At 73.4% G+C, this 24,145-nt stretch carries 18 protein-coding genes; 4 read left to right on the plus strand and 14 right to left on the minus strand.

Annotated elements, in window-relative coordinates; all coding sequences use genetic code 11:
• Positions 1-12: 12 nt before the first annotated feature.
• Positions 13-1,668: a CTP synthase gene (gene pyrG, locus ACQ9ZG_RS05635; RefSeq protein WP_028419875.1), complete on the minus strand. Its 1,656-nt coding sequence runs from the start codon at positions 1,666-1,668 to the stop codon at positions 13-15.
• Positions 1,669-2,098: 430 nt separating this feature from the next.
• On the opposite strand from pyrG, the gene ACQ9ZG_RS05640 reads away from it, so the two are divergent.
• Together ACQ9ZG_RS05640 and ACQ9ZG_RS05645 are read left to right on the plus strand one after the other, a co-directional pair.
• A complete protein-coding gene (locus ACQ9ZG_RS05640; protein WP_109914846.1) occupies positions 2,099-3,901 on the plus strand; it encodes a glycoside hydrolase family 15 protein in 1,803 nt (600 codons plus the stop codon).
• Positions 3,902-3,930: 29 nt separating this feature from the next.
• Entirely contained in the window at positions 3,931-4,905 is a 975-nt protein-coding gene (locus tag ACQ9ZG_RS05645) for a hypothetical protein (protein ID WP_499280037.1), read from the plus strand.
• On the opposite strand, the gene ACQ9ZG_RS05650 is transcribed toward ACQ9ZG_RS05645, so the two are convergent.
• The 9 genes from ACQ9ZG_RS05650 to ACQ9ZG_RS05690 all read right to left on the minus strand — a co-directional run bounded on the left by ACQ9ZG_RS05650 (position 4,877) and on the right by ACQ9ZG_RS05690 (position 15,663).
• Positions 4,877-7,195 (minus strand): arylsulfatase, encoded by a 2,319-nt coding sequence (locus ACQ9ZG_RS05650; RefSeq protein WP_499280038.1) that lies wholly within the window; start codon positions 7,193-7,195, stop codon positions 4,877-4,879. The two genes, ACQ9ZG_RS05645 and ACQ9ZG_RS05650, sit on opposite strands and share 29 nt — an antisense overlap.
• Positions 7,192-7,470 (minus strand): hypothetical protein, encoded by a 279-nt coding sequence (locus tag ACQ9ZG_RS05655; RefSeq protein ID WP_499280039.1) that lies wholly within the window; start codon positions 7,468-7,470, stop codon positions 7,192-7,194. The genes ACQ9ZG_RS05650 and ACQ9ZG_RS05655 overlap by 4 nt, the downstream gene beginning before the upstream one ends.
• Positions 7,467-8,405 (minus strand): formylglycine-generating enzyme family protein, encoded by a 939-nt coding sequence (locus ACQ9ZG_RS05660; protein ID WP_499280041.1) that lies wholly within the window; start codon positions 8,403-8,405, stop codon positions 7,467-7,469. The genes ACQ9ZG_RS05655 and ACQ9ZG_RS05660 overlap by 4 nt, the downstream gene beginning before the upstream one ends.
• A complete protein-coding gene (locus ACQ9ZG_RS05665; protein ID WP_499280043.1) occupies positions 8,402-10,312 on the minus strand; it encodes a dipeptide ABC transporter ATP-binding protein in 1,911 nt (636 codons plus the stop codon). Before ACQ9ZG_RS05665 ends, ACQ9ZG_RS05660 begins: the two co-directional genes overlap by 4 nt.
• A complete protein-coding gene (locus ACQ9ZG_RS05670) occupies positions 10,309-11,238 on the minus strand; it encodes an ABC transporter permease (protein ID WP_499280045.1) in 930 nt (309 codons plus the stop codon). Before ACQ9ZG_RS05670 ends, ACQ9ZG_RS05665 begins: the two co-directional genes overlap by 4 nt.
• A 5-nt stretch (positions 11,239-11,243) precedes the next feature.
• Positions 11,244-12,188 carry an ABC transporter permease gene (locus tag ACQ9ZG_RS05675; RefSeq protein WP_028419867.1) on the minus strand — a complete coding sequence of 315 codons (945 nt, stop codon included), beginning with the start codon at positions 12,186-12,188 and terminating at the stop codon, positions 11,244-11,246.
• A 1-nt stretch (position 12,189) separates the two neighbouring features.
• Positions 12,190-13,815 carry an ABC transporter substrate-binding protein gene (locus ACQ9ZG_RS05680; protein ID WP_181398358.1) on the minus strand — a complete coding sequence of 542 codons (1,626 nt, stop codon included), beginning with the start codon at positions 13,813-13,815 and terminating at the stop codon, positions 12,190-12,192.
• A gap of 317 nt (positions 13,816-14,132) precedes the next feature.
• The gene (locus ACQ9ZG_RS05685; RefSeq protein ID WP_313960202.1) at positions 14,133-14,204 is read right to left on the minus strand and encodes a putative leader peptide; all 72 of its coding nucleotides are present in this window, start codon (positions 14,202-14,204) and stop codon (positions 14,133-14,135) included.
• 100 nt (positions 14,205-14,304) lie between these two features.
• Positions 14,305-15,663 (minus strand): ROK family protein, encoded by a 1,359-nt coding sequence (locus tag ACQ9ZG_RS05690; protein ID WP_499280046.1) that lies wholly within the window; start codon positions 15,661-15,663, stop codon positions 14,305-14,307.
• A gap of 611 nt (positions 15,664-16,274) precedes the next feature.
• Here ACQ9ZG_RS05690 and ACQ9ZG_RS05695 point away from each other — a divergent pair.
• Both ACQ9ZG_RS05695 and ACQ9ZG_RS05700 read left to right on the plus strand, forming a co-directional pair.
• Entirely contained in the window at positions 16,275-17,228 is a 954-nt protein-coding gene (locus tag ACQ9ZG_RS05695; RefSeq protein WP_109917110.1) for a TauD/TfdA dioxygenase family protein, read from the plus strand.
• A gap of 119 nt (positions 17,229-17,347) precedes the next feature.
• Entirely contained in the window at positions 17,348-18,973 is a 1,626-nt protein-coding gene (locus tag ACQ9ZG_RS05700; protein WP_119823786.1) for a PucR family transcriptional regulator, read from the plus strand.
• 1 nt (position 18,974) lies between these two features.
• Here the strand turns inward: ACQ9ZG_RS05700 and ACQ9ZG_RS05705 are convergent, their stop codons facing one another.
• From ACQ9ZG_RS05705 to ACQ9ZG_RS05720, 4 genes are all read right to left on the minus strand, one after another.
• Positions 18,975-20,066 carry a glycosyltransferase family 4 protein gene (locus tag ACQ9ZG_RS05705; protein ID WP_499280048.1) on the minus strand — a complete coding sequence of 364 codons (1,092 nt, stop codon included), beginning with the start codon at positions 20,064-20,066 and terminating at the stop codon, positions 18,975-18,977.
• A 446-nt stretch (positions 20,067-20,512) separates the two neighbouring features.
• A complete protein-coding gene (gene recN / locus ACQ9ZG_RS05710) occupies positions 20,513-22,258 on the minus strand; it encodes a DNA repair protein RecN (protein ID WP_499280049.1) in 1,746 nt (581 codons plus the stop codon).
• Between the two features lie 135 nt (positions 22,259-22,393).
• Positions 22,394-23,299 carry an NAD kinase gene (locus ACQ9ZG_RS05715; protein WP_018488045.1) on the minus strand — a complete coding sequence of 302 codons (906 nt, stop codon included), beginning with the start codon at positions 23,297-23,299 and terminating at the stop codon, positions 22,394-22,396.
• A gap of 23 nt (positions 23,300-23,322) precedes the next feature.
• Positions 23,323-24,138: a TlyA family RNA methyltransferase gene (locus ACQ9ZG_RS05720; RefSeq protein ID WP_499280051.1), complete on the minus strand. Its 816-nt coding sequence runs from the start codon at positions 24,136-24,138 to the stop codon at positions 23,323-23,325.
• Between the last annotated feature and the right edge of the window lie 7 nt (positions 24,139-24,145).

The raw sequence follows: 24,145 nt of genomic DNA on the forward strand, positions 1-24,145 counted from the left end.
AATGCCTCGGTGTTACTCGCCCGCACCGACCTTGCGCTCGACGGCCGCCTTCACCAGGCCCGCGAAGAGCGGGTGGGGGCGGGTCGGGCGGGAGCGCAGCTCCGGGTGGGCCTGGGTGGCGACCAGGTAGGGGTGGACCTCGCGCGGGTACTCCACGTACTCCACGAGCTTGTTGTCCGGGGAGGTGCCGGAGAAGACCAGTCCGGCCTTCTTCTCCAGCTCGCCGCGGTAGGCGTTGTTGACCTCGTAGCGGTGGCGGTGGCGCTCCTCGACGTACGGCTCACCGGCGTACGCCTCGCGCACCACGGAGCCCTCGGCGAGCTTGGCCGGGTAGAGGCCGAGCCGCATGGTGCCGCCCAGGTCGCCCGCGCCCTCGACGTAGGCGAGCTGCTCCTCCATGGTCGAGATGACCGGGTGGGCGGTGGCCGCGTCGAACTCGGTGGAGTTGGCGTCGGGGATCTCGGCCAGGTTCCGCGCGGCCTCGATCACGATGCACTGGAGGCCGAGGCAGAGGCCGAGCAGCGGGACCTTGTTCTCGCGGGCGAAGCGGATGGCGCCGACCTTGCCGTCGACCCCGCGCTCGCCGAAGCCGCCGGGGATGAGGATGCCGTCCACGTCGCCCAGGTGCTCGGCGGCACCGGCGGCGGTGCGGCAGTCGTCGGAGGTGACCCACTTGACCTTGACCCGGGCCTTGTTGGCGAAGCCGCCGGCGCGGATGGCCTCGGTGACCGAGAGGTAGGCGTCGGGCAGGTCGATGTACTTGCCGACCAGGGCGACCGTGACCTCGTGGTCGGGGTTGTGGACCCGGTCCAGCAGGTCGTCCCAGGTGGTCCAGTCGACGTCCCGGAAGGGCAGGTCGAGCTTGCGGACGACATAGGCGTCCAGGCCCTCGGTGTGCAGCACCTTGGGAATGTCGTAGATCGACTTGGCGTCGATCGCGGCGACCACCGCGGCCTCGTCCACGTCGCACATCAGCGAGATCTTGCGCTTGATGGAGGTGGGGACCTCGCGGTCGGCGCGGAGCACGATCGCATCCGGCTGAATACCGATGTTGCGCAGGGCGGCGACCGAGTGCTGGGTCGGCTTGGTCTTCAGCTCGCCCGAGGGGCCGATGTAGGGCAGCAGCGAGATGTGCACGACGAAGACGTTGTCCCGCCCGACCTCGTGGCGGACCTGGCGGACGGTCTCCAGGAACGGCAGCGACTCGATGTCACCGACCGTGCCGCCGACCTCGGTGATGACGACGTCCACGTCGTCGGTGGCCATGCGGCGGATGCGGTGCTTGATCTCGTTGGTGATGTGCGGGATGACCTGGACGGTGTCGCCCAGGTACTCGCCGCGCCGCTCCTTGGCGATGACCTGCGAGTAGACCTGGCCGGTGGTGACGTTGGCGGAGCCGTCGAGGTCGACGTCGAGGAAGCGCTCGTAGTGGCCGATGTCCAGGTCGGTCTCGGCCCCGTCGTTGGTGACGAACACCTCGCCGTGCTGGAAGGGGTTCATCGTGCCGGGGTCGACGTTGAGGTATGGGTCGAGCTTCTGCATGGTGACCCGCAGGCCACGCGCCTTGAGCAGGGCACCCAGGCTGGAGGCAGTCAGACCCTTGCCGAGGGAGGAGGCGACACCCCCGGTGACGAAGATGTGCTTGGTCGTCGTGGATGTGGGCTGCATAGCCAAAGGGGGCTCCCGTGGTCGCGGTTGTGAGGTGCGTACCGGCCGCCGAACCGGGGATTCCGGGGTGCCGTCGCTGCGGTTCGGGGGCCTCGTCCGCTGTCGGATACGACCACCGGTCCACGGGCTACCAGGGTAACAGCGACAGGGGGAGGCTGCTTCCGGCCACACCCTGCACAGGGGCGTCACAGCATCACCCCAGTCGTTTCACGCCCCACCCGATCAGCGCAGAAATGTTGTCAAGACCGTCGCGCGGATCTTCGTACCGCGTCGTATCCTGCTCGGACATTCGCTGCCGAGACGGCCGGCCGGCGGCACACCCAGCCCCGCTCAACCGGTACGGGACCGTCTGTTGCACTACGACCCCTTAGACCCTCCCCCAGTAAGCGCCCCCGACGGGGGCGACATGGCCGTTCGACTGGAGACGCACGTGGCCGGGCGCATCGAGGATTACGCACTCATCGGAGACATGCAGACCGCTGCCCTGGTCTGCCGGGACGGCACGGCGGACTGGCTGTGCCTGCCCCGCTTCGATTCGCACGCCGTCTTCGCGGGACTGCTGGGCACCGAGGAACACGGCTTCTGGCGGCTGAGTCCGGCGCGGGCCGAGGGGACCGAAGCGCCCCCGGCGGACCGGCGCCGCTACCGCGGTGACTCGCTGATCCTGGAATCGGAGTGGGACACGCCGCGCGGCACCGTGCGGGTGACCGATTTCATGCCGCCGCGTGACGGCGCCCCGCAGCTCATCCGGATCGTGGAGGGCGTCAGCGGCCGGGTGCCGATGCGCTCGGAGCTGCGGATGCGGTTCAGCTACGGCCGGGTGACGCCGTGGGTGCACAAGGTGGACGGCCGTACGGTCGCCGTAGCCGGGCCGGACTCCGTCTGGCTGGACACCCAGGCCGACACCTACGGCGAGAACCTCACCACCTACTCCGACTTCACCGTCGGCCCCGGCGACCGGGTGGCGTTCACCATCAGCTGGCAGCCCTCCCACCGTGAGCCGCCCGCCCTCCCCGACCCGGAGGGGTCGCTGGAGGCCACGGAGCTGTTCTGGCGCGAATGGGTCGACCAGTGTACGTACCACGGGCCCTACCGGGAGGCGGTCGTCCGCTCCCTCATCACCCTCAAGGCCCTGACCTACGCCCCCACCGGCGGCATCGTCGCCGCGCCGACCACCTCGCTCCCCGAGGAGATCGGGGGCGTACGGAACTGGGACTACCGCTACACCTGGCTGCGGGACGCCGCCATCACCCTCTCCTCCCTGCTGCGCACCGGCTACCGGGAAGAGGCACGGGCGTGGCGCGAGTGGCTGCTGCGGGCGGTCGCGGGCGACCCGGAGAACCTGCAGATCATGTACGGCATCGCCGGCGAGCGGGAGCTGGGCGAGGCGGAGCTGGACTGGCTGCCCGGTTACGAGAACTCCGCCCCGGTCCGGGTCGGCAACGGCGCCGCCAACCAGCTCCAGCTGGACGTCTACGGCGAGGTCACCGAGGCACTCCACCTGGCGCACATGACCGGCCTGACCCGCAACGACTACGCGATGGGCCTCCAGCTCCGCCTGATCGAGTATCTGGAGAAGCACTGGGAGGAGCCCGACGAGGGCATCTGGGAGGTGCGCGGCCCCCGGCGCCACTTCGTCCACTCCAAGGTGATGGCGTGGGTGGCCGTCGACCGCACGATCAAGCTGATCGAGGCCGGGGACGCCGACGGCCCGCTGGAGCGGTGGTACGAGCTGCGCGACGACATCCACCGGGACGTCTGCGAGCGCGGCTACGACAAGGAACGCAACACCTTCACCCAGTCCTACGGCTCCAAGGAGCTGGACGCCTCCCTCCTCCTCATCCCGCAGATGGGCTTCCTGCCGCCGGACGACAAGCGGGTCATCGGCACCATCGAGGCGATCCAGCGGGAGCTGTCCACTGAGGACGGCTTCATCCTGCGCTACCCCACCGAGGGCGCGGAGGCGGGCGTCGACGGCCTGGAGGGCGACGAGGGCGCGTTCCTGGCCTGCTCGTTCTGGATGGCGGACGACCTGGCGATGATCGGCCGGGTCGACGAGGCGCGCCGGCTCTTCGAGAAGCTGCTGTCGCTCCGCAACGACCTGGGCCTGCTGGCCGAGGAGTGGGACTCCAATCTCCAGCGCCAGGTGGGCAACTTCCCGCAGGCGTTCAGCCATGTGCCGCTGATCGACACGGCCCTGCGGCTGACGGCGAGCGGGGCTTACGTGGGCTGAGGCCCTGCGGACGAACAGTTCCCCTCTCCGTGTTCCGCGCCGTCCCGGTCGTCGTCGACGCAGACGACCGGGGCGTGCCCACGGCGTCCGGCGGTCGATCGGGCCGCCGGGAACGCCTGCTCGCGTCGTCCGCCGCCCTTGACCACTTCCGCACGAGGACGACCTCCATGCGCGACCTTCCCACCGCTGTGAAGCCCCTGCTCGCACGCTTCATGTCCGATGCCGGAGCCGCGGTGCCCCTGGTCGCTCTCTGGGCGCACGGATCGCTGGCTCTGGGGGACTACCAGTCGGGCCGCAGTGATCTCGATCTGGTGGCCCTGGTCGGTACGGAGCTCGATGGCGCTCAGCAGGCGGAGCTGCGAGCCGTGCATGAACGTCTGATCGCCGACGTCCCCCTTGCCCGGAGCCTGCACTGCACCTATGTGCCCCGGGGAGACGCGACCGATACGGCTCGGCGCCATCCGACCTGGGCTCAGGGCGAGTGGTTCGAGCGTCCCGTCACCCCGGTGAGCCGGCGCGAACTGTCCATGGGGGCAGTCGTCCTCCACGGACCGCCGCCGGCCGGCCTGCTGCCCAGGGTCAGCGACCGGGAGCTGGCGGAGTTCATCCGGGCCGAGCTGGAGGACTACTGGCTGCCGGTGACCAGCAGCGCCAAAGCGGGGCTATGGCTCCAGGACATCTGGGTGGATCTGGGGATGCTGACCTTCGCGAGGGCGTCGGTGACCCTCCGCGACGGCCGGTTGATCACCAAACGGCAAGCTCTCGACGAACTGTGCTCCATGGGAGCACCGGCAGCCGTCGTGGATGACATCCGCCGACGCAGATACGGGACGAACCTCCTGAAGAACCCGTCCGCTTCTGCCGGCCGGCGGGCCCGGCGCGCCGAACAGGCCCGGGAGTTCGTCCGCGCCGGGATCACCGCCCTCCTGGCACGACACGGGAGTCCACCACCGGGCCCGGTTCCTTCGAGCCGGCTCACTCGAAGGCCGCTGCCGCCTGCTTGAGCGCCGCGGCGACCGCTTCCGGGGCGTCGGGGCCGGGTGCGCCGGGGGTGTAGGTGACCGAGCGCAGGATGCCGCCGTAACGGAACGAGCGGTGGCGTTCGAACAGGGGCCAGGAGACCGGGGACTTGCGGTCGACGCCGACGCTGATCCCCTGGAACGGGGCCATGCCGATGAGCTGGTGGACGCTGGGCGGGGCGGCCCGCACCTCGCCGTCGACGCTGACCGTGAACGACCAGCGCAGCCCCTTCTCGGCCGTGGCGGCGAGGGCGATGACGTGGGGGCCCGGGGCGAGCGGTCCGGCGTCGGTCTCGTGGAGGACGCCGTACTCGTTGTACGCGAGGTGGAGCCGCCCGTCCTCGACGTACAGGCTGTAGCCGCCGCCCTGGTCGCCGTGGGAGACGAGCACCCCCTCCCCCGTCTCGTCGACGACGACGGTGATCTCGAAGGAGCGCAGGGAGACCAGCCGTGAGGAGCGGTAGCGCTCCAGCTCCGGGGTGCCGGGCAGCAGGGTGAGGGGGCGGGCGAGGCGCTGTTCGGCGGGGTTGCGGCGGGCGAGGGCGCCGGTGCCGTCGGGGAGCGGGAAGACCCCGTTGCGCCAGGCGGCCGCCTCCCAGGCCTCGGACAACTCCTTGACCAGGTCCGGGCGTTCGCCGGCCAGGTCGTGGATCTCGGTGGGGTCGGTGCGGATGTCGTGGAGCGCCCACTCGGAGTCGTCGTAGGGGGTGCCGGGGCGGTGCAGGGTGACGAGTTTGTGGCCGTCGCGGTAGTAGCTGCGGTTGCCGGTCATCTCGCAGTACTGCTCGGGGTGGGTGGAGGCGTGGTCCGGGTCGGCCAGGACGGGGGTGAAGCTGATGCCGTCCGGTTCCTGGAGGGTGGTCCCGCGCCGCTCGGCGGGGCGCTCCAGACCGGCCAGGCCCAGGAGGGTGGGCGCGATGTCGGTGACGTACTGGTACTGGGCCCGGACGCCCGGAGCGAGCAGGCCCTCGCGGGCGCCCCGGGGCCAGGAGAGGACGAAGGGGACGCGGACTCCGCCGGCGTACGTGTGGCCCTTGTAGAGCCGGAAGGGGGTGTTGGAGGCCATGCCCCAGCCGCGCGGGTAGTGGACCAGGCTGCGCGGGCCGCCGATGAGTCCGGGGTCGCGGTCGACATCCGGGGTCCAGTCGCCGGGGAGGGCGGGGTGGTGGACGAAGCGGCTGAAGTAGGAGCGGGTGCCTTCGAGGCCGCCTTCGCCGGTGCCGCCGTTGTCGGAGGTGAAGACGATGATGGTGTTGTCGAGTTCGCCGAGCGCTTCGAGGGTGCCGGTGAGCCGGGCCAGGTTCTGGTCGATGTTGTCGACGAGCGCCGCGTACACCTCCATGTAGCGGGCGTAGAGCCTCTGTTGCTCCTGGTCGAGGCTGTCCCAGGCGGGGACGTCGAGTCCGGCCTCGCTGTTGCGGTCGGGCAGTTCGGTGCCGGGCGGGAGAAGGCCCGCGGCGAGCTGGGCGGCGAAGCGGCGTTCCCGCAGGACGTCCCAGCCCTCGTCGTAGCGGCCCCGGTGGCGGGCGATGTCCTCGGGCTTGGCCTGGAGCGGGCCGTGGACGGCGTTGTGGGCGAGGTAGAGGAAGAACGGCTTGTCGGGGTCGTGGGCGCGGAGCGACTTCACCATGGAGATCGCCTGGTCGGTGATGTCGTCGGTGTAGTAGTAGTCGTCCGGGAACTCGTCGATGTCCAGCGGGCTGTTGTCGCGGACCAGTTGGTGCGGGTGGAAGAGGCTGGTGAGCCCTTCGAGGACGCCGTAGTACTGGTCGAAGCCCTTGTTCAGGGGCCAGTTCCCCCGGTCGTCGGCCGCGTTGGAGGCGGAGTCGCGGACCAGGTGCCACTTGCCGACCGCGTAGGTGGCGTAGCCGGTGTCGTGGAGCAGTTCGGCCAGGGTGGGGATGTCGTCGGCTATCTCCATGCCGTAACCGGGGAAGCCGGGATCGGAGTTGGCGACCATCGAGTAGCCGACGCGGTGCGGGTTGAGGCCGGTGAGCAGGGCGGCGCGGGCCGGGGAGCAGAGCGGCATCGTGTGGTAGTTGGAGAGCCGGACGCCCTCCTCGGCCAGGGTGTCGAGCGTCGGCGTGGCGATCTCGGAGCCGAACGGGCCGATGTCGCTGTACCCCATGTCGTCGACGAGGACGACCACGATGTTGGGGGCCTTCTCGCCGGGTGCGGGGCGCGGCGGCCAGGAGGGCTCGGACTCGGCGAAGGTGCGGCCGATCCGGCCGGGGAAGCCGGCGTAGGGGTCGCGGCGGGTGGGGTCGGTGGTCATCGGCGGGACTCTCCGTCGTGGCGGGGGCGGTGGTGGTCGGGCAGCGGGAGGAGGCGGGCCGGTTCGTCGGCGACGGCGGCGGACCGGCCCCGCCCCGGGTGGCCGGTGAGGGCGGCGGTCCGCAGGAGGGCGGGGCCGCCGCGGACGGTCAGCGGCTCGGTGGCGGGCAGGCGGGGGACGGTCCGGCGGACGGTGTCGGCCGCGGCCGGTCGGGCCGGGAGTTCCGCGAGCGGGGTACGGGGGCCGGTCGTGCCCCCGGTGGAACGGGCCGTCACGCGGTGGCCCCCTCTTCCGTCGTGCCGGGTGGTGTCAGGTCGCGGGCGCGGCGGAAGCCGCCGTGGCCGGTCGAGGAGTCGGGGGTGTTGCGGGAGCGGGCGGCGACCCGGTAGCGGTTGCAGTACGAGGCGTGGCAGAGGTAGGAGCCGCCCCGGATGACCCGCTCACCGGGCCCGAAGGCGTCGGCGCACCACTCCCAGACGTTGCCGGAGGTGTTGTGGAGCCCGTAGCCGTTGGGTTCGTACGCGGTCACGGGGACGGTGCCCGTATGGCCGCCGGGCCGGTCCGAGCGGTGCGGGAAGCGGCCGAGCCAGGTGTTGCACATCTCCCGTCCGCCGGGGGTGAGTTCGTCGCCCCACGGGTAGCGGGCGCCGTCCAGGCCGCCGCGGGCCGCGTACTCCCACTCGGCCTCGGTGGGCAGCCGGGTGCCGGTCCAGTCGCAGTAGGCGAGGGCGTCACCGTGCGAGATGTGGACGACCGGGTGGTCCGCCCGGTCCGCGAGGTCGGAGCCCGGCCCTTCCGGTGCGGCCCAGGACGCCCCGGTGACGCCGAGCCACCAGGGCGCGCCGGGCACCCGGCCGATGACATGGCGCCCGGCGGCCTCGGGGTGGAGCAGCAGGTGGAAGACGTAGCTGCTGCCGTACCGTTCGGCGTCGGTGCGGTAGCCGGTGGCCTCCGCGAAGGCGGCCCATGCGGCGTTGGTGACGGCGGTGGTGTCGATGGCGAAGGGCGCCACGGTGACATCCCGTACCGGCCCCTCCCGGTCGGCGCGGTAGCCCTCGCCGAAGGCGTCGCCCATCCGGAAGGTGCCGCCGGGGAGTTCGGTCATCCGCCCGGCTTCGATGGTGGCCGGCCGGCGTACCGCCGGAAGCGGCAGGACGGCCGCGGACGCTCCTCCCGTACAGGCGCGTCCCGGGGTGCAGCACGCGCTCATACCGGCACCCCGGCCTTCCGGAGTACGGGGGTCACGGGTACGGGCTCCGGTGCCGCAGCCAGCAGGGCCCGGGTGTACGGGTCCCGGGGGTGCTCGCAGACGTCGTCGGCGCTGCCGGTCTCCACGATCCGGCCCCGGTGCATGACCGCGATGCGGTGGCTGACCTGCCGGACGACGGCGAGGTCGTGGGCGATGAAGACCAGGGCCAGGCCGAGATCGCGCTGGAGGTCGGTGAGCAGGCCGACGATCTGGGCCTGGACGGAGACGTCGAGCGCGGAGACGGGTTCGTCGCAGATGAGGACGGACGGGCCGGGGGCCAGTGCGCGGGCGATCCCGATGCGCTGGCGCTGACCGCCGGAGAAGGAGCTCGGGTGGCGGTCCGCGACGGCCGGGTCGAGCCCGGCGAGGGTGAGCAGCTCCGCGACCCGGGCCTCCCGCTCCTCCCGGTCGCCCAGGCCGAAGGCGATGAGCGGTTCCGCGACGATCCGGCCGACCGTCATCCGGGGGTTGAGCGAGGCGTAGGGGTCCTGGAACACCATCTGGATCTGCCGGCGCACCGCGTGCAGCTCGCGCCGGGCGGGCCGGGTGATGTCCTGGCCGCGCAGGTGGAGCGTGCCGCCGTCGGAGGGGTGGGCGTGGGCGAGGACCCGGGCGAGGGTGGACTTGCCGGAGCCGGACTCCCCCACGATGCCCAGGGTCTCGCCCTCGGCCAGCGTCAGCGACACCCCGTCGAGGGCGGTGAACCCGCGTCCGCGCACGCCCCGCCGCCCGTACGTCTTGCGCAGCCCGTCCGCCGCCAGGACCACGGCCCCGGGTGCGGGCCGGTCGATCCGGGCGGGCGGGGCGGGTGCGGGCAGGGGTGCGGTGCGCCCGGCGGCGGGGAGGCAGGCGGCCCGTACGCCGTCGGTCAGCGCCACCAGCGGGGGCACCCCCGTACGGCAGCGGTCCTCCACCAGGGTGCAGCGGGCGGCGAAGGCGCAGCCGTCCCCGAGGAGGGTGAGGTCGGGCGGGGAGCCGGGGATGCCGGTGAGGCGGGTGCCGGAGGGGGCGGAGAGGCGGGGGACGGCGGCCAGCAGACCGGCGGTGTACGGGTGGCGGGGGTGGGTGAGGACTTCGGCGGTCGGGCCGTCCTCGACGACCGTGCCGCCGTACATGACGAGGACGCGGGCGCAGGAGCGGGCGACGACGCCCATGTTGTGGGTGATGAGGACGAGGGCGGTGCCCGTCTCGCGGTTGAGGTCGGCGAGGAGGGCGAGGATCTGTTCCTGGACGGTGGCGTCGAGGGCGGTCGTCGGTTCGTCGGCGAGCAGGACGTCCGGTTCCCCGGCGAGCGCCATGGCGATGAGGACGCGCTGGCGCTGGCCGCCGGAGAACTGGTGCGGGTGGTCGTCGATACGGCGGTGGGGCTCGGGGATCCCGACCCGGTCGAGGAGTTCGACGGCGCGGGCCCGGCGGGCGGCCCGGTCGCGGCGGCCGTGCCGGTCCCGGGGCCCGTGGGCCCGCAGCACCTCGTCCAGGTGGCGGCCGACGGTGAGGACCGGGTTCAGGGCCGTCATCGGGTCCTGGAAGATCATGCCGATCCGGGCGCCGCGCACCGCCCGCAGCTCCTCGGCGCTCGCGGTGGCGAGATCCTGGCCGTCCAGCAGCACCGAGCCGGTGGAGACGCGCCCGGTGCCGGGCAGCATCCGGGTGAGCGCGAGGGCGGTGGTGGACTTGCCCGAGCCGGACTCACCGACGACGGCGAGCGTCTCGCCCCGGCGCAGGGTGAAGGAGACCCCGCGCACGGCCCGCAGGGCGGAGCCGTCGGGAGCGGTGAACTCGACTCCCAGGTCCCGGACTTCGAGCAGGGCCCGGTCGGCCGCCGGATGGACGGCGTGCGGCTGGGCGACGTGCGGCTGGGCGGTCATCGGCGTACCTCCCGGTTGAGCGCCTCGGCGATGAGCGAGAGCCCGAGGACGAGCGCGGTGACGGTGATCAGCGGCCCGGCCGCGAAGTGCGGGGCCTGGGCGAGATAGGGCATGGACTGGCTCAGGACCGAGCCGAGGGTGGGCTCCGGCGGCCGGACGCCGACGCCGAGGAAGCTCATCGCGCCCTCGATGAAGACGGCGACGGTGAGGGAGACGGCGATCTGGACGACGAGCGGGTCGGCGGCGTTGGGCAGGATGTGCCGTACGAGCACCCGGGGGCCCGAACTGCCCCCGACCCGGGCGGCGGTGACGTACTCCCGTTCCCGCTGGACGAGGATCCCGCCGCGCAGCAGCCGCCCGAACGCGGGGATCTCCGCGAGGGCGATGACCAGGACGACGGGGAGCCGGCCCGGGCCGAGGATCGCGGTCACGGCGAGGGCCAGGATCAGCCCGGGAAACGCCAGGATGAGGTCGAAGATCCGCTGGACGACGGTGTCGAGGACCGGGTGCGCGGCCGCCGCCAGGGCGAAGAGGCAGCCGAGGGCCGCGCCGACGGGTACGGCGACGGCGATGATCCCGAGGTCGGCGCGGATGCCGTACAGCACCCGGCTGAGCAGGTCGCGGCCGAGGTCGTCGGTGCCGAGCGGGTGGCCGGGGGTGCCGACGCCCGCGAGGCTCAGGGCGCTCTGGTCGGTGGGCCCGTGCCCGGCGAGGTGCGGGGCCAGCAGCCCGGCGAGGACGACCGCGCCGACGAGGACGAGGCCGGTGCGGGCGCGGGCGGTGGAGAGGGCGGCGCGGTAGGGGTGGCGGGAGGTCTTCCCGGGGGTCTTCCGCGAGCCCGTGCGGATGCTCCCCTGCTGAGGGGTCCGCGCCGGTTTCCGCGAAGTCGCCGGGTCGGCCGGGGCGAGGTCGGGGGTCGAGGTCATGGCGGTCACTCCCACCTGATCCGGGGGTCGAGCCAGGCGTAGACGAGGTCGGTGAGCAGCTGGACGACGACGAAGACGGCGACCAGGAGGAGCAGCAGGTCCTGGACGACCGGGTAGTCGCGGCGGCTGAGGCCCTGCTCGGCGAGTTGGCCGAGGCCGGGCCAGGCGAAGATCGCCTCGACGAGCACGGCCCCGCCGAGCAGGTGGCCGGTCTGCATGCCGAGCAGGGTGACGACGGGCGGGAGGGCGTTGGGCAGGGCGTGGCGCCACAGCAGCCGGCGGGGTGCGACTCCGGCGGCGGTGGCGGTACGGATGTAGTCCTCGTCCAGCGCGCGTTCGATGCCGTCCTTGAGGTAGCGGCCGAGGACGGCCGCGCTGGGGAGGGCGAGGCAGAGCGCGGGCAGCAGCAGATACTGGGCGGCCAGGTCGGGCGCCCCGAGGAAGGCCACCCGCCCGCCCGGCGGCAGCACCCCGAGGACCACGGCGAACAGCAGCACCAGCAGGACACCGCTGACGAACGGCGGTACGGCGAGGGCGGCCGTCGTGGTCACCCGGATCGCGCCGCGGATCCAGCCGCTGCGCGAGGTGGCGCCGAGGATGCCGAAGGCGCCGCCGAGCACGACGACGAACAGCAGGGCGGCGGCGGTGAGTTCGGCGGTGGCGCCGAGCCCGTCCCCGATCAGGTCGGAGACCTGGCCGCCGATCGCGTACGAGGGTCCGAGGTCGCCGGTGGCCAGGGAGCCGATCCAGTGGGCGTACTGGGAGAGCAGCGGCGCGTCCAGGCCGAGCCGTTCGCGGATCGCGGCGACGGTCGCCGCGTCCGCGTCGGGCCCGGCCAGCGAGGTGGCCGGGTCGCCGGGGACGAGCCGGAGGATGGCGAAGACGAGGAAGGAGGCCCCGAGCAGGACGAGGAGGGCGGAGGGCAGCCGCCTCAGCAGATAGCGGCGCATGTCAGACCAGGTAGGCGTGGTCGAGGTTGAGATAGGAGAACTTGTTGAGCGCGACGCCGTGCAGCCGGTCGGAGCTGACCTGGACCTGGCCGCGGACGACGAGGTCGATGATGAACGCCTCGTCGAGCAGGATGCGGGAGATCCCCTCGTGCAGGGCGTTGGCCTCGGCCGCGCTCGCCCCGGTCCGCGTCCAGGCCTCCTGGACCACCTTCGTATAGGCGGCGGAGCGGTACTTGGAGGTGTTCTTGGCCTCGTTGAAGGGGTAGGCGCTGACCGCGAGGGTGGAGGGCTGGACCTGGGCGAAGCCGTGCCCCATGGTCCACAGGGCCGGCATCTCCTGCGAGATCAGCTTCTTCTGGGCGGTGGCCCCGTCGGTGGGCTCCAGGGTGACGTGGACGCCGATCTGCTTGAGGTCGTACTGGATGGACTCGGCGACGGCGGTCTCGCCGGGCAGCGCGATGTGCAGCAGCGGCAGTTCGAGCTTGCTGTGCCCGGCGGACCGCAGCAGTTCGCGCGCCTTGCCGGGGTCGTGGGTGTAGTGGGTGCGGTGGGCCTCGCTGAAGGCGGGCGAGGACTTGGGCCAGGGGGCGGCGGAGGCGAGGCCGTAGCCGCCGAGGGTCTGGGCGAGGAGCCGGTCCCGGTCGATGGCCCGGGCGAGGGCCTGGCGGACGGCCCGGTCGTCCAGCGGGGCGATCGTGGTGTTGACGCCGAGGTAGATGGCGCCGGCTCCGGTGTCGTAGTTGGTGATCTTCAGCTTGGGGTCGCTCCTGACGACGCCCAGGCTCTTGCCGGGGACGCCGAAGGAGAGCTGGGACTGGCCGGAGCGCAGGGACGAGATCAGCGCGTCGGCCTGGGGTATCACCCGCAGTTCCACCCCGTCGAGGTAGGGGCGGTCCGGCAGCCAGTAGGTGTCGTTGCGGGTCAGGCTGAGCCCGGAGCCGGGGCTCCACTTCTTCAGCCTGAACGGTCCGGTGCCGATGAGCTTCTTGCCGGTGACGGCGTCCTCGACGGTCTTCTCATCCGTGATGATCATGAACTCGAAGAGGTCGAAGAGATTGTTGACCGGGTGGGCGAGCTTGAGCACCAGTTCGTGGTCCCCGCGCTTCTCGAACCCGTTGACCGCCGCCGCCGTACTGCGCAACTGGGCTGCCCTGACCGGGTTCTGGAGGTTCTTCACCGCGAAGATCACGTCATCGGCGGTGAAGGGCCGGCCGTCGTGGAAGGTGACGTCGTCGCGCAGCTTCAGCGTGATGCTGCGCCCGTCCTTCGCGTAGGTCCAGGAGGTGGCCAGCTCCGGCTCGGGGGTGAGGCTGTCGTCGTACCGGGTCAGGGTGTTGTAGATCAGCCGCTGCTGGAGGGACTGGCCGCTCTGCGCGAAGAGCAGGCCCGGTGTGAAGTCGGCGTTGACGGCGAGGTCGAGGACGCCGCCCCGCTTGGGTACGGCACCGGTCTCCCGCGGAGCGGAGGCGCTCTCGGAGACCGCCGAGCGGCAGCCCGTCAGGCCCAGTCCGAGCAGCAGGGCGCTGCCGCCGGCGAGCAGGGTGGAGCGCCGGGAGAGTCCCGCGAGTCCCGCGGAGGGGGACGGAACGGAGGGGGACGGAGACGGGGAGGGGTACAGCTCGGTCATCGAAGCCTGCCTGTGACAGTGAGGGACGGTGGGTGGGCCCGGGGTGCGCGGGGTGACGCGAGGTGCCAGGGGGTGGCGCCTATTCGTTCCGCTGCGGGAGCAATTGAAGGAAGACGCGCCCGCAGGGGTCACCGGCGCGCGGAACGCGGTGGTGCGGGGAAGGCGGAGGTACGTACGTCCCGGAAGCGGGCCGACCGCGAAGGGCCGCCCGTCGGCGTACGGGAAGAGGGGCGCTCAGTGCGCCGGATCAGCGCGGGACCAGGCCCGGAAGGGCTCCGCGGAGGAAGCCCGTCGACGAGGAGGGGTGGTGGTCCGGGTCAGCGGCGGACGGCACAGACCGCGCTGGCCTGTCGACAGAGGTCGACGTGCCTGCGGGAGATGAGGCGCATGTCCGGGTTCACGGGAGCAATATGACAGCGGCTTCGCCGGGCGGTCAACCTGGTCTGTCCGGATCCTGGTACGAAATCACCTCCTGTCCCCTCCGCACGGCTACCGCCCGGAAGCCGCCAGAGGGCTTCTGAACAGGGGATTCAGCGCGATGGTGCCGCCCGCCACGGGCAGCACGGCCATTCCGGCATGCGGACCGACGATCCGTTCCGGGTCCTTGCAGACATGCGAGAGGTCGACCGCGGCGCCCCGGATCTCCTCCAGGTACTCCGGGTTGAGCAGGCTGGAGTGCTCGGTGACCACGACCAGGTCGGGGTTGAGGACGTCGAGCAGCAGCGCCGTCGCCCGGCCGACCGCGCGGGCCCGCTCGCGCAGCAGCCGGTCGGCCCGCCGGTCCCCGGCCGCCGCCGCGTCCACCAGCAGGAACGCATCCGCCTCGGGCACGATCCCGCGCCGTACGGCGGTCCGGGCGACGGCCAGGTTGGAGGCCGTCGCCTCCAGGCAGCCGGTCCGCCCGCACGGGCAGGTGACCGTGGAGTCCGGTACGGGCAGGTGGGCGACGTCCCCCGCGCCGGAGCCCGGCCCCTGGTGGACCACCCCGGCGATGCCGAGGGCCGCGTCGACCACGTTGCCGATGAAGAGGTGGACCAGGCTGCGGCGGGCGGCGGGCCTGCCGAAGAGGATCTCGGACTGGGCGATGGCGCGGGCGTGGTTGTCGATGCGTACGTCGATCCCGCCCAGGCCCCGGGAGAGTTCGGCGGCGAGCGGGCGGTGGTGCCAGCCGAGGGTGTCGTGGCGCACGGCCGTCCCGAGCGCGGGGTCCACCCACCCGCCGAGCGCGGCGCCGACCCCCAGGAGGTGGCGGTCCCCGGTGGCCTCGGCGAGGAAGGCCCGCAGCCCGGCGACGACTTGGCGCGAGAGGTCCCCGGGGGCGATGCCGTCGTGCGGGAAGGTGCGGCGGGCCAGCAGCCGGCCCCGTAGATCCAGCAGGCCGAACGACGACCAGGGCACCCCGATGTGGACCCCGCCCGCCACCGGGCCGCCGTCCTCCCCCGTGTGCAGGTCCACCGGGATCTGGGGCCGTCCGACCCCGCCGCTCTCCACCCGTTCGGGCAGTTCGCGGACGAGGCCGAGGCGGAGGAGGTCGACGCACTGGCGGGACACGGCGGCGGGGCTGAGGCCGGAGAGCCGGGCGATCGATCCGCGGGCGACGGGCCCGTGGTCGAGCACCGCGCGCAGCACGGTCGCGGCATTGGCCTCGCGCCGGCCGTCGCCGGTGGCCCGGGAGAACCGGTCGGCGGCCCGGTCTGCTGTCAGGTCTGCGCTCCGGCCGGAACCCCGGCCGGAAGCCCGGCCGACGTTCCGGTCGGCGTTCCGATCGGCCGCGCGGTCCGGAGCCCGGCCGGGGGTCCGGTCGGGCTGTCCGGTCGTCGTCCGGGGGAGGCGGGGGACGGCGGTCATGGGGCTTCCTTCGGTTCCGCGCCACGGGGGCGCTCGCAACGTTACGGCGGCGTGAAATCGCGCCGGGGTCCCCGCCCGGGTGTCGGGCGAGGTGGCCGACCTGTCCGGTATCGCCGGGAAAACCGCTGCTCAGAGGCGGTTTGACGGTACGTCGCCGGACAGCGGCCGGGCCGTGCGCAAGCGCCGATTCAACCACCGCCGGGGACCTCGCGGGGCGGGGGCGGGCGCTTGACGTACGCGGAGGGGCGCTGGAATTCTCCGGGGCATGTTCGCGACGGCCGTTTCCGACGCGCGGCCCGCCCACGCCGGCCGCACCGCGACAGCGCCCGGGTGTCCCCGGCGCTGTACCGCCGCCTGACCGGTCACGCCGCTCCGGCCGCACCGGCCCGCTCCACGCATCACCCGCTTCCTCTTCACCGGGTCCCCCTCAGCGGATTCCTCCCATCGGATTCCTCCCATCGGTCTCCTCCTCTCCGGCCCCCGCTTCACCCCTGGTTCTCCCGTGGGGGCCGATCTCCGCCCGAATTAATTTCTCTCCAAGATTAATCAAGGGTGTGGGCCGCCGCCCGGAAGTTCCGGACCCGCCCCGCACCCCCCGAAAGGAACCCGCCATGTCCTTCGCGACCACCACCGCCCCCGCCGACACCTCCGCCGTCACCGTCCAGAAGGTCGGTGGCCGCATCGGCGCCGTGATCTCCGGCGTCCGGCTCGGCGGGGACCTCTCCCCCGAGACCGTCGCGCAGATCCGCGCCGCGCTCCTCGCCAACAAGGTCGTCTTCTTCCGCGGCCAGGACCACCTGGACGAGGAGAGCCACGAGGCGTTCGGCAAACTGCTCGGCACCCCGGTCGCCCACCCCACCGTGCCGTCCGCCGACGGCCGTTACTCCCTCGGCATCGACTCCGACCACGGCGGCCGGGCCAACCAGTGGCACACCGACGTCACCTTCGTCCCCGCCTACCCGGCCTTCTCCATCCTGCGCGCGATCGTCATCCCCCCGTACGGCGGCAACACGCTGTGGGCCAACACCGCCACCGCCTACGAGGGGCTGCCCGAGCCGCTCCGGGTGCTGGCCGACTCGCTGCGCGCGGTCCACTCCAACGACTACGACTACGCGGCGCTGCGCCCGCAGGCGGTGCCGGAGGCGCTGAAGCAGTACAAGGAGGTGTTCACCTCGACGAAGTTCCTCACCGAGCACCCGGTGGTGCGCGTCCACCCGGAGACCGGTGAGCGGAACCTGCTGCTCGGCAACTTCGTGCAGCGGATCGCCGGGCTGACCGGCAAGGACTCCCGTGTGCTCCTGGACCTCTTCCAGTCGCACATCGAGCGCCCGGAGAACACCGTGCGCTGGCAGTGGCAGGCGGGCGACGTGGCCATCTGGGACAACCGGGCCACCCAGCACTACGGGGTGGACGACTCCGACGCCCACGAGCGCAAGCTCCGCCGTGTCACCGTCGACGGGGACGTGCCGGTGGGCGTGGACGGCCGCTCCTCCACGCTGATCTCCCCCGAGGAGGTGCCGGACCCGTCCTTCGGCATCGCGTCCGGCGCCTCCACGGCCGCCTGATCCCGCGCCCGCCGCGCCTCCCCTGCCATGCGCACCCCGTGCCCCGGGCGGTAGCGTCCTGAACAGGACGGACGCCCGGGGCACGGGCGGCGGGAACAAGGGGAAAGCGGGCCGGGTACGTGGAGAGCCAGAGCGGGATCACCGTGCAGCGGGCGCTGGAGCTGCCGGGGCTGCGCGCCGGGCTCCCGGAGGTGGTGGCCGGCGCGGACCGGCTGAACCGTACGGTGCGGTGGGTGCACGCGGGCGAGGTGCCCAACATCGCGTCCCTGCTCAAGGGCGGCGAGCTGCTCCTCACCACCGGCCTGGGCCTGGGCACCCGCCCCGCCGAGCAGCGCGCGTTCGTCCGCCGCCTCGCCGACCGGGGGATCGCCGCCCTGGTGGTGGAGCTGGGCCCGCGCTTCAGCAGGCTGCCCGCCTCCATCGTGGACGCGGCCCGCGCGGCCGGGCTGCCGCTGGTGCAGCTCCACCGCGAGGTGCCGTTCGTCGCGGTGACCGAGGAGGTGCACACCGAGATCGTCAACGGGCACTACGCCCTGCTCCAGCAGGCGGAGGAGGTGCACCGGCGCGCCACCCGGGCGCTGCTCGACGGCGGCGGGGTGCCGCAGGTGCTCGGCATCCTGGCCGACTTCACCGCCAACCCGGTCTTCCTGGAGACGCCGGACGGCCGGCTCCTGTACGCGGCGTCCACGGGCACCGGCCCGGTGGGCGCGGACCCGCTCCAGGTCTGGGAGGGGATGCGCGGCGACCGGGCGGCCCGGGAGTCCCCGCCGACGGGCGCGCTCCTGGTGGACGTGCCCGGCGGCGGTCCGGAGACCGGTGCCGTACGGGCCCGGCTGGTGCTGCTCGCCGTCGCGGGGCCGCTGGCGACCGTGCACCGGATGGCGGCCGAGCGGGCGGCGGGGCTGCTCGCGGTGGTGCTGATGCAGGCCCGGCAGGAGGAGGAGCTGGCGGCCCGGGGCCGGGGCGACTTCCTCACGGATCTCGCGGAGGGCCGGATCACCCCGGAGGACGCCCCCGCCCAGGCCCGGGTGCTCGGTTTCCGGCCCGGGGACACCCCGCTGCTCCCGGTCGTGATGCGGCTGGCGCCCGAGCTGTCCCCGTCGGGCAACTGGGCGCTGCTGGCCCGTGCGGTGCTGGAGGAGCTGGCCTCGGTCGGGGTCCCGGTGCTGCTGGGCGTACGGCCGGTGGAGGGGCGGGTTCCGCTGCTGCTCGGGCTGCGGTCGGAGGGCGAGCGGGCGGCGGTCGCGGACCGGGTGGCGGCGGCGCTGCGGGCGGGCGTGGCACGGGCGGGGCTGGACCGGGCCGGGTCGCAGCCGCCGGTGGTCGTGGTCGGGGTGGCGGGGAGCTGGGCGGCGGCGGGCGCGGGGCTGCGGCACGCGGCGGAGACGGCGGCCGCGGCGCAGGGTCTTGACGACCGGCCGTGGTACGACGCCCGCCGGCTCGACATCGACCTGCTGCTCTGGCGGCTGCGGGACCATCCGGACCTGGCGGCGTTCGTGAACCGGGCGATCGGTCCGCTGCGCGAGCACGACCGCACCTCGCGCCCGCCGCTGCTGCCGACGCTCCAGGCGTATCTGGCGCACGCGGGCCGCAAGGCGGAGACCGCGCGCGAACTGCACCTCAACCGCCAGACGCTCTACAACCGGCTGGCCCGGATCGGCGAGCTGCTGGGCACGGACCTGGACGACCCGCAGACGGTGCTGGCTCTCAGCCTGGCGCTGCGGGCCCGCCGCCACACCACGTAGATCAGCGCGGGTGCGGGGAGGGCTGCGCCAACTCGTCGTACACGCTGAGGACATGGGCGATGGTGTCGTCCTCGGTGGGCCAGCCCGCGGCCTGCTCCCGGCCGGCCTCGGCCAGCCAGGCGCACCGCTCCGGATCCCCCAGCAGCCGTACGACCGCCCGCGCCAGCGCCTCCCCGTTCCCGAACGGAACCAACTCGGCTGCTTCACCGACCAGTTCGGGCACACCGCCGACCTCGGTCGCCACCAGCGGCACGCCGAGGCGCAGGGCCTCCTGCGCCAGCAGCGAGCGGCCCTCCCAGCGGCTGGGCAGCACGGCCAGATCGGCGGCGGCGATCAGCTCACCGGCGTCGTCCCGGGACCCGACCAGCCGTACGGGCAACTCCTCGTCCCTGATCCGCTGCTGCAGCGCGGACCGGTCCCGCCCCTCCCCCGCGACGACCACCAGCGGTACGGGGTCGAGTGCCCGCCAGACGCGGGCGGCGTCCAGCAGGGTGCCGAAGCCGTGGTGCGGGACGAGGCTGCCCACGGCGACCAGCAACGGCCGCTCCACCGCCCCCAGTTCGGCCCGGACCTTGCCCTCGTGCGGGGCCTGGGAGGAGCGCGGCGACGGAGCGGCGGCCGGGGCGAGCCGCGCGTCCCGGGCCCCCCGGAGCCGCGCCCGGTCCACCAGATCGGAGGAGGGAGCGAGGACGACGGCAGCCGCCCGTACGGCTCTTCGCTCCAGCAGGTGCAGGATCTGACGGCGGGCCCCCTCGGCGTACCGCCGGGTGTGCCAGGTCATCACCAGCGGCACGCTCCGTCCGCTGAGCGCGAGGGCGGTCCGGGCGGCGGCGTGCAGCCCGTGCGCGTGCACCACATCGGCCCCGGTGCAGGCGGCCCGGAGCGCGGCGACGGCGGCCGGGTCGCTGCGCCGGGGCACCGGCAGGAAGCGGGCCCCGGTCGCCCCGAAGTCGTAGGCGCGATCCACCTCTTGCGGGGCGCAGACGGTGACCTGCACCCCACGCGCCACCAGCCCGGCGGCCAGCGACCCGACATGCGCGCTGCTGCCCGCACTGCCGCCGCCCAGGACTTGGACCGTACGCAGCTGTGACACGTTGATTGGCTCCCGGGGTCCCCGAGTCGGCGGTAGGTACAGCGCCAAGGATGCCAGCCCGTACGCACGTTCCGGGACCGGCGGAACGTTGCTGCCCTCCCCGCAGCGACAACCGGCCACACGGCACCACTCTCACGGGTGAAATCAGGGGCGCGAGGTTGCCGTGGAGGAGCCGTTCATGCCGGGGGGCCGTGGGCAGGGCACACGCCACGCTCCCGGAGGGGGCCTCCGCCCGGGAGACCTCTGCGGGGATCCGGACCACGTGATTCCCGCCCAGGGCGCGCGTACGGATCCGGACAGGGACTTCCGCGCCCAGGAGACGCGTACGGGCCCGGACAGGGCCCCCACCCACACGCGTACGGACCTGGACAGGGACCTCCCCGCCCAGCACACGCGTCCGGGCCCGGACAGGGACCTCCCCGCCCGGACCCGTACGCCCGACCGCGCTACCCGTCCTTGCGCGCCGTGGCCAGCAGCTCCTCCGCATGGGCGCGGGCCGTCTCGGAGTCCTCCTGGCCGGCCAGCATCCGGGACAGCTCGCGGACCCGGTCCTCGCCCTCCAGGACGGTGACCCCGCTGCGGGTCACCGAGCCGTCCACGGTCTTCTCGACCAGCAACTGCCGGTCGGCGAAGGCCGCGACCTGCGGGAGGTGGGTGACGACGACGACCTGCGCGGACCGGGCGAGCTTGGCCAGGCGCCGCCCGACCTCGACCGCCGCCTTGCCGCCGACACCCGCGTCGACCTCGTCGAAGAGGTACGTGGGCACCGGGTCGGAGCCCGCGAAGACGACCTCCACCGCGAGCATCACCCGGGACAGCTCACCGCCCGACGCGCCCTTGGCGATCGGCCGGGGCTGGGCGCCCGGGTGCGGGGCGAGCAGCAGCTCCACCTCGTCCGCGCCCGAGGGGCCGTAGACGACGGACCGCCCGCCGATGTCGATGCCGGACGCCTCGTCCGCCGCCTCGGTCTGCCGGATGGCGAAGGAGACCCGGGCGTGCGGCATGGCGAGCGAGGCCAGCTCCTCGGTGACCGCCTCCGCGAACCGGGCGGCCGCCTCCGTCCGCGCGTCGGTCAACGCCTGCCCCAGCACGGAGAGTTCGGCGCGCAGCGCGTCCCGCTCGGCGGTCAGCTCACCGATCCGCTCGTCGTCGCCCTCCAGCTCGGTGAGCCGGCCCGCGCCCTCCTGCGCCCAGGCGAGCACGGCCGCGATGTCCTCGCCGTACTTCCGGGTCAGGGTGGTGAGGGCCGCCCGGCGCTCCTCCACGGCGGCCAGCCGCAGCGGATCGGCGTCGAGCTGGTCCGCGTACCCGGCCAGTTCGCCGGAGACGTCGGCGAGCAGGATGGAGATCTCCCCCACCCGGTCCGCCAGCGCGGCCAGCGCCGGGTCGTGGGCCCGGACCCCGTCCAGCGCCTGCCCGGCGGCGGCGACCACGGTGGTGGCGTCGACGCTCTCCGGGTCCTCCGGGTTCCCCGCCAGCGCGGTGTGCGCGAGGGCGGCGGCGGAGGCGAGGGCCTCGGCGTGCCCGAGCCGTTCCGCCTCGGCGGCCAGTTCGGCGTCCTCGCCCGGCAGCGGCTCGACGGCGGCGACCTCGTTCAGCCCGAACCGCAGCAGGTCCGCCTCCTGGGCCCGCTCCCGGGCCCGGGTGGTCAGCTCCTCCAGCTCGGCCGCCACGGCCCGCAGCCGCCGGTAGGCCGCCGCGTACTTGGTGTGCGGGACCTCCACGCCGTCCCCGGCGTACCGGTCCAGCGCCTGCCGCTGCCGCGCGGGTTTGAGCAGCCCCTGCTGGTCGGTCTGGCCGTGCACGGCGACCAGTTCGTCCGCCAGCTCGGTCAGGACCCCGACCGGCACGGATCTGCCGCCGAGGTGGGCCCGGGAGCGTCCCTCCGCCGAAACGGTACGGCTGATGAGCAGCGCGCCGTCGTCGAGTTCCGCCCCGGCCTCCGCGGCCCGTGCCACCACCGCGTCGCCCTCGGACACCGTGATCCGGCCCTCGACGACGGCGGCTTTCGCCCCGACCCGTACGAGGGCGGGGTCGGCACGCCCGCCGAGCAGCAGCCCGAGGCTCGTGACGACCATGGTCTTGCCCGCGCCGGTCTCACCCGTCACCGCGGTGAAGCCGGGTGACAGCTCCACCACCGCGTCGTCGATGACTCCGAGCGACCGTATCCGCATCTCCTCCAACACGGACACGACCTTACGAGGTTCCGAGGCGGACGCGCGACGGCCCCCGCTCCCGGATTCACTCTCCCGAGCGTTCCCGAGCGTTCCCGGGCGCTCCCGGGCGTGCCCGAGGGCCGCGGGCGCCGTCGAGGGCCGCCGTGCCGGTCAGTGGGGCGCGCCCCGCCACCCCGACACCGGCAGCGCGAACTTCGCGACCAGCCGGTCCGTGAACGAGGCCTGGTGGAGCCGCGCCAGCCGTACGGGCACCGCCCCGCGCCGCACCTCGACCCGGGCCCCGGCCGGCAGCTCCACCGTCCGCCGCCCGTCGCACCAGAGCACCCCGTGCGGCGTGTGCGGCTGGACCTCCACGGCCAGCACGGAGGTGGGCGAGGTCACCAGCGGCTTGGCGAACAGGGCGTGCGCGCTGATCGGGACCATCAGCAGCGCCTCCACCTCCGGCCAGACGACCGGACCGCCCGCCGAGAAGGCGTACGCGGTCGAACCGGTCGGGGTCGCACAGACGATCCCGTCGCAGCCGAAGCCGGTCACCGGACGCCCGTCGATCTCCAGGACCACTTCGAGCATCCGCTCGGGCGACACCTTCTGCACGGCCGCCTCGTTGAGCGCCCAGTCGGTGTGCACGACGTCCCCGTTGCTGTGCACGAGGACGTCGATCGTCATGCGCTCCTCGACGTCGTAGTCACGGGTGACGACCCGCGAGACCACCTTGTCGAGGTCGTCGCGCTCGGCCTCCGCGAGGAATCCGACACGCCCGAGGTTGACGCCGAGCATCGGCACCCCGGAGGCGCGGGAGAACTCCGCGCCTCGCAGCAGCGTCCCGTCCCCGCCGAGGACGATCAGCAGCTCGCAGCCGTCCACGGCGGCGGGGCTGGTGTCGGTGACCGTCTCCACGGCCTCCGGGAGCGGCAGATCGGCCGCCTCGGTCGCCAGGACCCGTACACCGAGCCCGTTGCGCAGCAGCCCCTGCACGACGAGTTCCGCGCTGCGGATCGCGGCCGGGCGGCCGGTGTGCGCCAGAAGGAAGACCGTCCGTTCCGCGTTCGTCGTCACATTCGTCGTCGTCACATTCGTCGTCAACGAGGCCCCTCCGCCACTGCACGGTCGACATCCGCGGGATCCAGCTCAGGTGCGCCGGCCCGCAGCCACAGAAAGTATTCGACGTTCCCCGAGGGGCCGGGCAGCGGACTGGCCGTCACCCCGCACACCCCGAGGCCGAGCCCCCGGGCCCGGCGCGCCACTTCACGTACCGCCTCGGCGCGCAGCTCCGTACTGCGCACCACTCCCCCGCTGCCGAGCCGCTCCTTGCCCACCTCGAACTGCGGTTTGACCATGAGGACCAGGTCCGCGTCGGGGGCCGCGCACCGGGCGAGGGCGGGCAGCACGAGCCCGAGCGGGATGAAGGACAGATCCCCCACCACCAGGTCGACCACCTCCCCGTCGATGTCCTCCAACGTCAACTCCCGTACGTTGGTACGGTCCTTGACGACCACGCGTTCATCCGACCGCAGCGACCAGGCGAGCTGCCCGTACCCGACGTCGACGGCGACGACCTGCCGGGCCCCGGCCCGCAGCAGGACGTCGGTGAACCCGCCGGTCGACGCCCCGGCGTCCAGCGCCCGCCGCCCCTCGACGGCCAGCCCCTGCGGGACGAAGGCGGCCAGCGCCCCGGCCAGCTTGTGCCCGCCGCGCGAGACGTACTCGGGGTCGTCGTCGTCCTTGGCCACGACGATCGCGGCGGCCGTCTCGACCTGGGTGGCGGGTTTGGTCGCGGTGGTCCGGCCGACGGTGACCCGCCCCGCGGCGATCAGCTGGCTCGCGTGCTCGCGCGAGCGGGCGAGCTTACGGCGTACCAGCTCGGCGTCGAGGCGGCGACGTGCCACTCCTGCCACGTTCGGT

Origin of the sequence: Streptomyces araujoniae (assembly GCF_050871195.1) — a bacterium.
GTDB classification, from domain to species: domain Bacteria; phylum Actinomycetota; class Actinomycetes; order Streptomycetales; family Streptomycetaceae; genus Streptomyces; species Streptomyces bacillaris.

Coding starts and splice junctions, on each gene's coding strand:
- pyrG (WP_028419875.1), bottom strand. CDS start 1,668: ATGCAGCCCACATCCACGACGACCAAGCACATCTTCGTCACCGGGGGT.
- ACQ9ZG_RS05650 (WP_499280038.1), bottom strand. CDS start 7,195: ATGACCACCGACCCCACCCGCCGCGACCCCTACGCCGGCTTCCCCGGC.
- ACQ9ZG_RS05660 (WP_499280041.1), bottom strand. CDS start 8,405: ATGAGCGCGTGCTGCACCCCGGGACGCGCCTGTACGGGAGGAGCGTCC.
- ACQ9ZG_RS05665 (WP_499280043.1), bottom strand. CDS start 10,312: ATGACCGCCCAGCCGCACGTCGCCCAGCCGCACGCCGTCCATCCGGCG.
- ACQ9ZG_RS05670 (WP_499280045.1), bottom strand. CDS start 11,238: ATGACCTCGACCCCCGACCTCGCCCCGGCCGACCCGGCGACTTCGCGG.
- ACQ9ZG_RS05675 (WP_028419867.1), bottom strand. CDS start 12,188: ATGCGCCGCTATCTGCTGAGGCGGCTGCCCTCCGCCCTCCTCGTCCTG.
- ACQ9ZG_RS05680 (WP_181398358.1), bottom strand. CDS start 13,815: ATGACCGAGCTGTACCCCTCCCCGTCTCCGTCCCCCTCCGTTCCGTCC.
- ACQ9ZG_RS05690 (WP_499280046.1), bottom strand. CDS start 15,663: ATGACCGCCGTCCCCCGCCTCCCCCGGACGACGACCGGACAGCCCGAC.
- ACQ9ZG_RS05695 (WP_109917110.1), top strand. CDS start 16,275: ATGTCCTTCGCGACCACCACCGCCCCCGCCGACACCTCCGCCGTCACC.